At 74.6% G+C, this 12925-nt stretch carries 9 protein-coding genes; 1 reads left to right on the top strand and 8 read right to left on the bottom strand.

What is annotated here, in order from left to right:
- Positions 1-94: 94 nt before the first annotated feature.
- The 6 genes from BKA22_RS14345 to BKA22_RS14320 form a co-directional block, all read right to left on the bottom strand.
- Positions 95-1057 (bottom strand): DegV family protein, encoded by a 963-nt coding sequence (locus BKA22_RS14345; protein ID WP_223203575.1) that lies wholly within the window; start codon positions 1055-1057, stop codon positions 95-97.
- Positions 1058-1083: 26 nt separating this feature from the next.
- The gene (leuS, locus tag BKA22_RS14340) at positions 1084-3993 is read right to left on the bottom strand and encodes a leucine--tRNA ligase (protein WP_146952978.1); all 2910 of its coding nucleotides are present in this window, start codon (positions 3991-3993) and stop codon (positions 1084-1086) included.
- A gap of 30 nt (positions 3994-4023) precedes the next feature.
- Positions 4024-5295: an MFS transporter gene (locus BKA22_RS14335; protein WP_146953110.1), complete on the bottom strand. Its 1272-nt coding sequence runs from the start codon at positions 5293-5295 to the stop codon at positions 4024-4026.
- Positions 5296-5427: 132 nt separating this feature from the next.
- Positions 5428-6090: a metal-dependent transcriptional regulator gene (locus tag BKA22_RS14330; RefSeq protein ID WP_218867191.1), complete on the bottom strand. Its 663-nt coding sequence runs from the start codon at positions 6088-6090 to the stop codon at positions 5428-5430.
- A gap of 97 nt (positions 6091-6187) precedes the next feature.
- Entirely contained in the window at positions 6188-7789 is a 1602-nt protein-coding gene (locus BKA22_RS20415; protein ID WP_146952980.1) for a D-alanyl-D-alanine carboxypeptidase family protein, read from the bottom strand.
- 40 nt (positions 7790-7829) lie between these two features.
- Positions 7830-9701, bottom strand: coding sequence for a metallophosphoesterase (locus tag BKA22_RS14320; protein ID WP_146952981.1), 1872 nt, complete (start codon positions 9699-9701; stop codon positions 7830-7832).
- A 25-nt stretch (positions 9702-9726) separates the two neighbouring features.
- Between BKA22_RS14320 and BKA22_RS14315 the strand changes: the two genes are divergently transcribed.
- A complete protein-coding gene (locus BKA22_RS14315; RefSeq protein ID WP_179561795.1) occupies positions 9727-10200 on the top strand; it encodes an SRPBCC family protein in 474 nt (157 codons plus the stop codon).
- An 80-nt stretch (positions 10201-10280) separates the two neighbouring features.
- On the opposite strand, the gene BKA22_RS14310 is transcribed toward BKA22_RS14315, so the two are convergent.
- Positions 10281-11057 carry an LLM class F420-dependent oxidoreductase gene (locus BKA22_RS14310; RefSeq protein ID WP_146952983.1) on the bottom strand — a complete coding sequence of 259 codons (777 nt, stop codon included), beginning with the start codon at positions 11055-11057 and terminating at the stop codon, positions 10281-10283.
- A 19-nt stretch (positions 11058-11076) separates the two neighbouring features.
- Positions 11077-12879 (bottom strand): hypothetical protein, encoded by a 1803-nt coding sequence (locus tag BKA22_RS14305; RefSeq protein ID WP_146952984.1) that lies wholly within the window; start codon positions 12877-12879, stop codon positions 11077-11079.
- Positions 12880-12925: the final 46 nt, after the last annotated feature.

Below are 12925 nucleotides of genomic sequence, written 5' to 3'. Positions count from 1 at the left end.
TAGGTGCGGGCGCCCGCACGGACCGCGTGCGCGTCGAGCGAGGGCAGTCGCCGGGCATCCACGGCGGGCTGTGGTCGGCTCGGGCGGATGCGCCTCAGGCGTCCGTGACGAGAACGGCCAGCAGGCCGGGGCCGACGTGCGCCGCGAGGACGGCGCCCGCCTCGCACACGACGACCTCGCGCACCCGCGGGCCGAGCTCCGACGTCAGCCGTTCCGCGACCTGCGCGGCCAGCTCGGGCTGGCCGAGATGGTGCACCGCGACCCGCGCCGACGCTCGACCGAGCACGTCGGACACCGCGAGCGCCTCGAGGCGTTCCCGGGCGGCCCGTCGCGTGCGCACCTTCTCCGCGACACCCACCCGGCCGTCACGCAGCCCGAGGATCGGTCGCAACCCGAGCACCGCGCCCAGCGCTGCCGCGGGTGCGCTGAGCCGCCCGCCGCGACGCAGGTGGTCGAGGGAGTCGACGAGGAACCAGGCGGACGAGCCGGCGCCCACGGCGCGGGCGGCGGTCGCGACCGCGAGGCCGTCGGGCAGGGCGACCTGACCGCGCGCCCACGGTGCCTCCCACCACCGTCGGTGGTCGGCGTCGGCCGTCGTCTCCGTCTCGCCGCGCGCGAGCCTGGCGGCCGCGAGCACGGCGAACCCCAGAGCCATGCCGACGGTGCGCGAGTCCACGACGTGCACCGGGACGGGCGCCGCGGCCGCGGCGAGCTGGGCGGCGCGGACCGTCCCGGACAGGTCCCCGGACAGGTGCACCGACACGATCTCCCGCGCCCCCTGGGCCGCGGCGCGCGCGTAGGCGTCGGCGAACGCTGCCGGCGGCGGCTGCGACGTGCTCACCCGCGCCCCGCGCGCGAGCCCCTCGAGCAGCGCGACCCGGTCCAGGTCGACCCCCTCGACGAACCGCTCGCCGTCGATCACCACGTCCAGCGGGACGAGGAGGACGCCGGCGTCCTCGGCCGCACCCGGCGGCAAGGAGGCTGTCGAGTCGGTGACGACCGCGACCGTCGGGCGCGCAGCCCGGACCGAACGGCTGATCGCCGTTCGACCACGCACCCCGGGGCCGGGGCGCCGCGTGCCGCTCAGGCCGGCACCACGTTGACGAGCCGCGGCGCCCGGATGATCACGGTCCGCACGTCACGTCCGTCCATGGCGCGCAGCACGCCCGGGTCGGCCAGCGCGAGCGCCCGCAGCTCGTCGTCGGAGACGTCGGCGGCCACCTCGACACGACCGCGCACCTTGCCCTGCACCTGCAGCACGCACGTGACGGTGTCCTCGACGAGGTACGCCGGGTCGGCCACGGGGAACGTCGCGTGCGCGAGCGAGGCCGGGTGACCCAGGCGCTCCCACAGCTCCTCGGCGACGTGCGGGGCGACCGGTGCGGTCATCAGCACGAGCGCCTCGACGGCCGCGCGCGGGGCGGCGGGCAGCGTCGTCAGGTGGTTGTTGAGCACGATGAGCTTGGCGACGGCGGTGTTGATCCGCATCGCGGCCATGTCCTCGGTGACGTCCGTGATCGTCCGGTGCAGCACCCGGAGGGTCGCGGTGTCCGGCGCGTCCTCGCTGATCACGAGCGCACCCGTCGCCTCGTCGACGACGTTGCGCCACAGCCGCTGCAGGAAGCGCTGGGCACCGACGACAGCCCGGGTCTCCCACGGGCGGGACAGGTCCAGCGGGCCCATCGACATCTCGTACACGCGCAGCGTGTCGGCCCCGTACTCGGCGTACATCTCGTCGGGCGTCACCATGTTCTTCAGCGACTTGCCCATCTTCCCGTACTCACGGTTGACGGGTTCGCCCTGCCAGGTGAAGCCCGTCGACGACGCCTCGTCCTCGACGACCTCGGCCGCCGGGACGTGCACGCCGCGCGCGTCGGTGTACGCGTACGCCTGGATGTAGCCCTGGTTGAACAGCTTGTGGAACGGCTCGCCGCTGCTGACGTGACCCAGGTCGAACAGCGCCTTGTGCCAGAACCGCGCGTACAGCAGGTGCAGCACGGCGTGCTCGACGCCTCCGACGTACAGGTCGACGCCTCCGACGGAGCCGTCCGCCTGCGCACCGTGGCCCGGACCCATCCAGTAGGCCTCGAGCGCGGGGTCGACGAGCCGGACGTCGGACGCCGGGTCCAGGTAGCGCAGGTAGTACCAGCACGAGCCGGCCCAGTTGGGCATCGTGTTGGTGTCGCGGCGGTACGTCTTGGGCCCGTCGCCGAGGTCCAGGGTGACGTGCACCCAGTCGTCGTTGCGGCCCAGCGGCGGCTCGGGCGAGGACTGCGAGTCCTGCGGGTCGAACGTGCGCGGCGCGTAGTCCGGGACGTCGGGCAGGTTGACCGGCAGCGCGTCGGACGGCAGCGCGATCGGCAGGTCGTTCTCGTCGTAGACGATCGGGAAGGGCTCGCCCCAGTAGCGCTGGCGGCTGAACAGCCAGTCGCGCAGGCGGTAGGTGATGGTGCCCTCGCCGATGCCGTGCTCCGCGAGCCACGCGATGATCGCGGCCTTGGCGGTCGGGACGTCGAGTCCGTCCAGCGAGATCTCGTCGTTGGACGAGCCGATGATCGCGCCGTCGCCGGTGCGCGGGCCGTCGGGCGTTCCCTCGGGTGCGTCGACCGTGTAGACCACGGGCAGGTCGAAGGCCTCGGCGAACGCGTAGTCGCGCTCGTCGCCGCCGGGCACCGCCATGATGGCGCCCGTGCCGTAGCCCATGAGCACGTAGTCGGCGGTGAAGACCGGGATGAGCTCGCCGTTGACGGGGTTCGCCGCCAGGTGGCCGGTGAAGACGCCCGTCTTGCGGCCGGCGTCGGCCTGTCGCTCGACGGCGGTCTTCGCGGCCGACTCGGCGCGGTAGGAGGCGACGGCGTCGGCCGGGGTCTCGTGCCCGCCGGTCCACACGTCCTTGGTGCCGTCCGGCCAGGCGGTCGGGACCTCGTCGAGCAGCGGGTGCTCGGGGGCGACGACCATGAAGGTGGCGCCGAAGAGGGTGTCGGGGCGCGTGGTGAAGACCTCGACCTGCGAGCCGCCCTGGACGTGGAACGTCACGCGGGCGCCCTGCGAGCGGCCGATCCAGTTGCGCTGCATCGCCTTGACCTTGTCGGGCCAGTCGATGTGGTCCAGGTCGTCGGCCAGGCGGTCGGCGTAGGCGGTGATCCGCATGTTCCACTGCCGCAGGCTGCGCTGGAACACCGGGAAGTTGCCGCGCTCGGACCGGCCGTCGGCCGTGACCTCCTCGTTGGCCAGCACGGTGCCCAGCCCGGGGCACCAGTTGACCGGGGTCTCCGAGACGTAGGCCAGGCGCCGGGAGTCGACGACGCGGCGACGGGCGACCTCGTCCAGCTCGGCCCACGTCGCGCCGTCCGGGACGCCGGCGATGCCCTCGGGCACCGCGCGGGTGCCGGCGGCGAGCTCGGCGACCAGCTCGGTCACCGGGCGGGCCTTGCCGCGGCCACCGTCGGCCCGCACCGCGTCGGCGTCGTACCAGGAGTCGAAGATCTGCAGGAAGATCCACTGCGTCCAGCGCACGTACTCGGGGTCGATCGTCGCGAACGACCGGCGCGGGTCGTGACCCAGGCCCAGGCGCCGCAGCTGGCGCTGCATGATCGCGATGTTCGCCTCGGTCGTCGTGCGCGGGTGCTGGCCCGTCTGCACGGCGTACTGCTCGGCGGGCAGGCCGAACGCGTCGAAGCCGAGCGCGTGCAGCACGTTGTCGCCCTGCATGCGGCGGAACCGGCCGACGACGTCGGTGGCGATGTAGCCCAGCGGGTGGCCGATGTGCAGGCCCGCGCCGGAGGGGTACGGGAACATGTCCATGACGAAGAACGAGGGCTGCGCGGGGTCCGCGTTCCGACCCTCACCGTCGGTCAGGGCGCCCGTGGGGTTGGCGGCGAAGAACGTGCCGCGCTTCTCCCACTCGTCCTGCCACTTGAGCTCGAGCTCGGTCGCCAGGGCGGCCGTGTAGCGGAAGCGGACGTCGTCGGGGGGGCTGGCCTGCTCACTCACCCCGCGAGTCTATCGGCGCGGACCGGGGACTCAGGGCTGGGTGGCGGTGACCAGCGCGTCGGTCCCCCGGTCGACCGGGTCGGCGTTCCCGGACGACGGCGCAGGGGCTGACGAGGGCTCCGGGGGTGCGCCGCGGCCGATCGTCAGCACGATGACGAGCCCGACGGCCGTCAGCCCGGCCCCGACCCACGCCGAGGACAGGTAGCCGAGGCCCGCGGCGATCACCAGGCCGCCGAAGAACGCCCCCGCCGCGTTGCCGAGGTTGAGTGCCGAGTGGCACAGCGCGGCCCCCAGCGAGGGGGCAGCCGGCGAGACGTCCATGAGCCGGGTCTGCAACGAGAGCCCGAGCACCTGGGAGGCGACGCCGAGCAGCACGAACGCGGCGACGGCCGGCACCGGGTACGGCCCGACGAGCGCGATGGCCACGAGCACGACGATCGAGGCGACCATCGCGCCGATGACCGTGCCGAGCACCGTGCGGTCGGCCAGCCGTCCGCCGAGCAGCGTGCCGGCCGTCATGCCGATGCCGTACAGCGCGAGGACGAACGGCACGGCACCCACGCTCAGACCGGTGACGTCGGTCAGCAGCGGCTTCACGTAGGAGTACACCGAGAACATGCCGCCGAAGCCGACGGCGCCGGCCGCGAACGCGATCCACAGCGTCCGGTTGCGCACGGCCGCCAGCTCGCTGCGCACGGTGGCACCCGGCAGCGGGGGCAGCGACGGGGTCCACGCACGCAGCGCGAACCAGGTCAGCACGCCGAGCACCCCGACGCCGACGAACGCCCAGCGCCAGCCCACCGCGTGCCCCGCGATCGCGGTCGCGGGCACCCCCACGGCGCAGGCCACGGTCAGGCCCGTCATCATCGAGGCGACTGCCCGGCCGCGTCGTTCGGGCCCGACGACCGCGGTGCCCATGACCGCACCGACGCCGAAGTAGGCACCGTGCGGCAGGCCCGCGAGGAAGCGCGCGACCACGAGCAGCTCGGCGGTGGGCGCGAACGCCGAGAGCACGTTGCCGACCGTGAACGCCGCCATGAGCACGAGCAGCAGCCGGCGGCGGTCCATCCGGGCACCGATCGCCGCCAGGACGGGCGCACCGACCACGACCCCCAGCGCGTACGCCGTGATGGAGTGCCCGGCGACGGGGATGGAGACGTGCAGGTCGTCGGCGATCTCGGGCAGCAGACCCATGGTCGCGAACTCGGTGGTGCCGATGCCGAAGCCGCCGAGCGCGAGCGCGAGCAGCGCGGCACGCGCGCGCGGACCCGGCGGGACGACCGGGCCGACCGGGCCGACCACGAGCAGGGATGCGGGCTGCGCGGCGGGCGCAGGCGCTCCCGCAGGCGTGGGTGACGACACGACGCTCCTCGGACGAATCGATTCGATCAGGGCACGGAGCGCGTCGTCGCCGACTCCAGGGATGGCCGCAGCCTACGCCCGCACCACCCAGATCGCCGAGGCGGCCACCTCACCCAGGTCGACCGTCGCCCCCTGACCGGGCGCGGCGAGCCGGACCGACACGACACCGGTCACCGTGCGTCGCTCGACGAGCGCGACCGGTGCGTCCAGCACGAGGCCGACCTGGTCGAGGTACCGCAGCAGGCCCGGGTCCTCGTCGGAGATGCGTGCCACCGCGTACTGCCCCGGGGTCACGTCCCACAACGGGTGGGCGTCGGGCACGTCGATCGTGCCGTCGGCCGCGGGGATGGGGTCGCCGTGCGGGTCGCGCGACGGGTGGCCGAGCCGTTCGGCGAGCCGCTCGACGAACAGGTCCGACACCGCGTGCTCGAGCACCTCGGCCTCGTCGTGCACCTCGTCCCAGCCGTAGCCGAGCACCTCGACGAGGAACGTCTCGACCAGCCGGTGCCGGCGCACCATCGCCAGCGCGTGCCCGCGTCCGAGCTCGGTCAGCTCGACCGCACCGTAGGGCTCGTGCGTCACCAGACCGGAGTCCGCCAGGCGCCGCACGGTCTCCGAGACCGTCGAGGCGCCCACGCCGAGCCGCGTCGCGAGCAGCTTGGTGGTGACCGGGCGGTCCGACCACTCGCGGGCGGACCACACGACCTTCAGGTAGTCCTGCGTGACGGCGCTCAGCGGGGCGAGCGCCGTGACGGGGACGTCCGGGGCGGACGGCGAGGGCGAGGGGCTGCTGGCGGGGTCCGTCGGGCTCACGCGGACCAGGGTAGGGCGGTCAGGAGCCGTCGACGCTCCAGTGCCACGGCTCGCTCGGCAGGTTCACCAGCCCGTAGTCGGCCGCGTGCGCACTCAACCAGGCGAACGCCGGCGATCCGGCGGTCAGCACGTGACCGTCGACCGTGAGGTCCACGGCCAGCCCCCACTCGTGCCGCGACAACCCCTGCGGGGCCGTCGGAGGACGGCACGCGGACGCCGGCAGGGTCTCGGCGTCCTCGGGCGTCGAGCCGCAGTGCGCGGCACGCAGCGCGCGCTGCTGCTCGGCGCTGCGCCACCCCCAGCCGCCCAGCAGGACACCGTCCGATGCGGCGTCGGCGACGAGCCGGTCGAGGGCGTCGGCCAGGCAGGCGTGCACGCGGATCCCGGCACTCGTCACGACGGTGTCCTGCGAGCCGACCGGGCCGTCCACGAGCGCGCAGTCGGTCGCCGGCACGTCGGCGGCCAGCAGCTCGAGCGGCACGGCCGCCCGCCACCGCTCGTGGCCCGTGCCGTCGCGCAGCAGGGCGCCGTCGCTCTCGACCGTCAGTGCGACGCCGGTCGAGCCCGGGTCCGGTGCGCCTGCGCTCCACGCCGCCGTGCCGTCCGCTGCCGTCAGGGCCAGGGCGCCCGCACCGTCGACCACGAGCGAAGCACCCGGCCCGGCCGGCGGCGTCGACCACATGTCGGCGGTCCCGTGCCGGAGCACGAGCGCACCGTCGTCGGTGACGAGCAGGCGGGTGCGGCCGTCCTCGGAGGTCAGCCCCGTGCCCGCGGCCAACGATCCCGGTGCCGCGAGCGTGGCGGGCTCGCGGGTCGTGCCGGCGTCCCACACGACCTGACCGCCCGCATCGACGATCGTCAGACGGCCGTCGTCCGCGAGCACCAGCGCGGCACCGGCCGTGCCCGCCGTCCGCGTGCGCCACCGACGCGTGCCGTCGGGCTCCCGGACCACCAGGTTGCCGTCCGACTCCAGCGCGAGCACCGAGCCGGGCACGACCGTCCCGGTGGACCACACGACGGTGCCGTCCGGCCCGCTCAGGCGGACGTCACCCTCGGCGAGCACGTCCAGGGTGTGCCTGCCGTCGGGCGAGGACAGGCCCGTGCCCGGCACGAGCTCGGCCGGCGCGGCCAGGATCGAGGGCCGCACGGACGTGCCCGCGTCCCAGCGCACCTGCCCGGACGCGTCGAGCACGCGCACGTCGCCGTCGTCCCCGACGACGAGCCGGGCACCGTCGGAGCCGTGCGTCCCGGCACTCCACACCACGTGCCCGTCGGTCGCGACGACGGCGACGTCGCCGTCGTCCTGGACGAGGAGCGTGGCGCCGTCCGCGGTCGCACCGCTCGTCCAGCGGGGCGCGGGGTCGCTGGAGTCGAAGAGCGCGAGCAGACCGTCCGCCTGGAGCACGAGCACGTGCTCGCCGCTCGGGGAGACGAGCGCCTGCCCCTGCTCGAGCCGCTCACCGGGGCCGAGCGTGCTCTCACCTGCTGCGGCACGGGCCGAGGACAGCGGGACGAGGGACATCGCGACACCGAGGGCCACGCCCAGCACGAGCGCGATCAGCCGCGCCGGGACCCGTCGACGCGCACCCGCACCGACCTCGCACCGCCATGCTCCGACCACGGCTCACCCCCGAGCGGCAAGCCTAGGCCTGTCCGGGCCGTCACCGGGCGGAGATCGGCACCCGTCCTGCGGCCACTCCCGCCGGTTCGCCCTCGGCCGGGAGCCCGGCATCGGGGTCCTCGATCGCGGGCCACGGCAGACGGGCGCTCACCTGGACGGAGGCGTCGGTGCGCACCGAGACCAGCTGGTAGTCCAGGAACGTCCGCGTCGCGGGGTCCCAGCGCAGCACGGTCATCTCGGCGGTGCCGTTCAGCGGGCCCAGCGTCGCCTCGTTGAGGGTCGCGCCGGCGGTGCTCGCGCTGATGTAGCGGATGCCCTCGCCGACCTGCACGGGGCCGGTGCGCTTGTGGAAGTGCCCGGACACCTGGGCGGGCACGCACCCGTCGGCGAGCGCGGTGTCGCCGACCGCGGGCGTGTGGATGAGCAGCAGGTCGACCTCGCCGTCCTCGCACGCGACGTCCGCGAGCCGGGTGGCCATGTCCGCGGCCGACTCCCCCGTCGACGCCGTCCCGCCCGCGCCGACACGTGTCTCGTTCGGGTCGTTGTCGCCGAGGATGCGCAGGCCGTCGACGTCGACCACGTCCCCGTCCAGGATCGTGGCCCCGGCCCTGGCGTACATGGCCGTGGTCTCGGCGGAGTCGTGGTTGCCCGGCGAGACGATCAGCGGGACACCGGCGGGGACCGCCCGGGCGAAGGTCGTCACGCAGTACTGCTCGACGGTCGTGCCGTTCATCGTCGTGTCACCCGCGTCGAGCACCACGTCCGCCTCCGAGAGGCGCGCGAGCGACCGGATGAGCGTGGCCATGCCGACGTTGCAGTGCAGGTCGGACACGACGAGCAGGGTCACCGGTTCGACGGGCTCCTCGGCCTTCTCCCCCTGCGCGGCCGGTGCGAGCGAGGCTCCCGCGGGACCGGTCGAGCCGTCACCGGACGGCTCCCCCGTCGGCTCCTCGGTCGGATCCGCGGTCGGCGCCTCGGTCAGCTCGTCGGTCGCGCTCGGGCCCGCGGTGGGTTCGGCGTCGCGAGCCTCCTGCTCGGCGACCATCTGCGCCCTCGAACCCCACGCGGTCGTCAGCGCGGCGTCCGCCGCCGCGTAGAAGTCCTGGTTCTCCCGCAACGCGTCGACCACGTACCCGCCGTAGGTGTCGATGACGCCGCCGAGGCGCCCGGTCACCCGCGCGCCCTCCAGCGGCGTCCCGTCGAACACCGCGGACGCGGGCCGTGAACCGCTCGCACCCTGACCCGTGCTCGAGGTGAGGACCGTGCCGGCGACGACCACGACGGCGGCGCCGGCCACGAGCCGACGGGTGTGCGGGCGCAACCAGGTCGTCAGCTCACGGCGGCGGGCCTCGCCGAGCAGCGCACGACCAGCCGCCCACAGCGCGAGGAGCAGCACGAACGTGATCAGGGTGCGGCGTGCGGCGTCCACCACGAGGGCACGCGCGACGTCGGTCAGCGTGGCCTGGGGCCCGGTGAAGAACGCCAGGTAGGTCTGCAGGTCGCCGCTGAGGGCCTGCAGCGTGGCGGCCCGGTCGATCTCGGTCAGGTCGTCCGGGATCTCCTTGACCGTCGCACGCACCCCGAGCGTGAGGGGCATCGGGGAGTCGATCTGCAACGTGCCGAGCGGCCCCAGGTCGACCGTGACCGTCGAGTCGGTGGTGACCTCGTACCGGGCCGTGTGCGGCCCCAGGCTCATGTCGACCGATGCGCTCGTCACCCCGTAGCCCAGGGACACGACGAGCGCGGCGACACCGAGGACGGTCGCACGCGCCCAGTGCACCTCGCGCGCCCGGCCCCGTAGGCCGACCCACGACGCCCGCACCCACGCGCGCACCGCGGCGAGCACGGCACCCGCTCGTCGTCCCCGGGGCGGGTCTGTGCTGGTCGGGTGGGTGCTGGTCGGGTCGGTCATCGCCTCCGAGCCTATGCTCGGCCCCGTGCGCCGTCGCGGGTACCTCCTGACATCGGCGTGGTGCCTGCCGGCCACGCCCGCGCGCTGCTGGCAGGTGCTCGCCGACCCGGCGATGACGTGGCCGACCTGGTGGCCGCACATGAGCGCGGAGCAGGTGCACGTCACCCCCGGGAGCACGGTGGGCAGCCACGCGCTGCTGCGGTTCCGGTCCCCGTTCGGCTACGGCCTCGCCGTGCGGCTGCTGGTCACCGCGGTCGATCCCGGCCGGCTCGTCACCCTGGAGGTCGGCGGCGACCTCGAGGGCCGCGCCGAGGTGCGCATCGACGGCGACGACGACCCCGGTCGCACCCGGGTGGGCGTCGTGTGGGACGTGCGGACCGTGCGGACCTGGATGAACGCGACCGGCCCGCTGCTGGCACCGTTGTTCGCGTACGCCCACGCGCACGTGATGGCAGCCGGCGAGCGCGGGCTGGTCAGGCACCTCACCGCCGACGCCTAACCGCCGCACCTGCCTGTGCTTGTGCCTGCGCCCGGAGCCCGCGCCTCGGCCGTGCTGCTGCCCGGCCGAGGCGCCGCGTCCTAGCGCTGCGCGTCGCGCCAGGCGACCCACTCGGCTGCGAGCGACAGGTCGTAGTCCGGTCCGCCCGTCCCGACGGTGAAGAGCGTCACGCCGGCCTCGAGGAGCTCGGCGGCGACCTCCTTCGGCGGTGCGCTGACACCGATCGACCGCTCGACCAGCGTGGCCGTGTCCCGCCCGACGGCCTGCCCGTGCTCGTCGAGGATCGCGCTCTTGCGGCGCAACGTGTCCAGGTCGCCGAACGAGTGCCACGCGTCGGCGTGCTCGGCCACGACGCGCAGCGTCTTCTTCTCGCCCCCGCCGCCGATGAGGATCGGGATGTCGCGCGTCGGAGCGGGGTTGCCGGCCGCGAGACGCGCCTTGATGCGCGGCAGGGCGTCGGCGAGGTCGCCGATCCGCGATCCGACGGTGCCGAACTCGTAGCCGAACTGGTCGTAGTCCTTCTCGAACCAGCCGGCGCCGATGCCGAGGATCAGCCGGCCGCCGCTGATGTGGTCGACCGTGCGGGCCATGTCGGCCAGCAGCTCGGGGTTGCGGTACGAGTTGCAGGTGACAAGGGCGCCGATCTCGACGCGGCTGGTCTGCTCGGCCCACGCGCCGAGCATCGTCCAGCACTCGAAGTGCTTGCCGTCCGGGTCCCCGTAGAGGGGGAAGAAGTGGTCCCAGTTGAAGATGACGTCGACGCCCAGGTCCTCCGCGCGCCGGACGGCGTCGCGGATCTGCGCGTAGTCGGCGTGCTGGGGCTGGAGCTGGACGCCGATCCTGATCTGCTGAGTCATGCGCGCACCCTACGTCGGGTCACTGGTAGGTCACGAGGTCCGGCACGGGTTGCACCTGGTACGTCTGCGTCGGGTCGAGCATGGGCAGGTCCTCGTCGTAGAAGTTCTTCCACCCCCAGTGCACCGCGGGCGCGTCGGCGCGCAGCGCGTTCCAGGTGCCCGTCTTGGCCGGCTGGGTGCCCTGCCCGTCGACGTGGATGAGGACCGCGAGCTCGTCGTGCGAGACGTCCAGACGCGTGCGGTCGCTGACCATGCGGGTCGAGAACTGGTGCACGACGAACATCTTCTGCGGCAGGTGCCGCTCGCGCGTGAGCTGGGCGAGCCAGGCCGCGGTCGCGTTGATCTCGTCCACGCCCACCGAGCCGATCTGCCGCAGGTGCACCTGGTCGGCGGCGAGCCGCCACTCGGGGTCGAGCGCGAGCCCGACGTGCGGCAGCGCGAGCAGCTCCTCGTACTGCTTGGCCTGGGTCAGGAAGTCCGTGCGGCCCGGCTGCAGGTCGAGCACGACGGACACCCCGGCCTCCCCCGCGGCCTCGACGAGCGGGCGCAGGTCGTCGACCGAACGTTCGTCGGAGTAGTTGCCGTCCGGTCCGGGCCCGGCCGAGGCGATGGTTGCGATGATCTCGACCATCGGCACGACGGTGTCGTCGGTCAGCGCGTCGTACCAGCCGGCGTGCTCCTGGGCCCGGGCGATCGTGGCCGGCACGTCCTGCTCGCCGAGCACGCCGAGCGCCGGGGTGCCCGGCGTGCCGTAGAGCGCGACGTAGCGTCGGGCGTGCGCGCCGTCGGTGAAGACGAGCTGGCCACCGCCGGGCAGCTGGGCGCCCGTGACCGCGGCCGCCACGCGCGCGTCGGCGGTCGCCTGGTCGCCGAACTGCGCGCCGAGCGTGAGGACCGTGGTGGGGGCGGCCGCGGCGAGGGCGTCGACGACCTGCTCGTCCGCGCGCGGGTCGCCGCCCGGGACCTGCAGGACGGTGAGCCCCGCGGCGCGGGCGGTGGCGTGCGCCGCGACGGCCGTGCTGCCGGGGAGCGTGAGCAGGAGGGCGTCCGGCAGGGGTTCGGGCGGGTCCGTGCGCGGCAGCGTCGCCGAACCCGACGTGGGTGTGGCTGCAGCATCCGGGTCCGCGCCTGGCGCGGACGTCGACGTGCTCGGGCTGGCACGCGGCACGAGCACCGGGCCGGTCACCTGTGCGGCGGGCGTCGGGGTCGTGGCCGTGGACGGCGTGGGCCTGGGTGCGTCGACGTCGGCCGACGACTCCTCCGGGGCGACCCCCGCGGCGACGAGCGCCGTGGTGCGCGGCTGGACGAGCGCGTCGACCCGGGTGGCTGCGGCCCCCTCGGCCACCGGGTCGCCGTCCACGAAGGGTCGACCGGTGACCTGCTCGAGGAGGTCGGCGTCGGCGCTCGCGGGCAGCGCGAGCGACCAGGTCACCGAGGTGCCCTGCGGTGTCCGGGTCGCCGCGTCCCCGACCTCGAGGACGTGCGTCGTCCCGAGCCGCTCGAGCTCGCGCGCCACGTCGGCGTCGGCGACCGAGCCGGCCACGACGAGCACCGGCGCCCCGACGGCGACGGCCACCGACGCGGCCGTGAGCTGGCCCGCCTGGTCGCCGGAGGCGGCCAGGACCACGACGGGCGCTGCCTCGAAGAGGGCCTGCGAGACCGCGAGCGCGGCCGCGTCGTCGTCGGTCGTGGCGACGGCGGTCGTCGCCTGCACGGACGTCAGCGAGGCCTGGAGCGCGGTCGGGGGCGACGTGGACGCCGAGGACGACGGGGAGTCCGCGGAGGGCGGCGGGGACGGCGCGCAGGCGGCGCCGAGTGCCACGGCCAGGACCATCGGCAGCCCTCCGGCGAGGGCCGCCGCCCTCCGG

This window comes from Cellulomonas soli (assembly GCF_013409305.1).
GTDB classification, from domain to species: Bacteria; Actinomycetota; Actinomycetes; order Actinomycetales; family Cellulomonadaceae; genus Cellulomonas; species Cellulomonas soli.
This window is presented reverse-complemented; position numbering and strand designations above follow the sequence as displayed.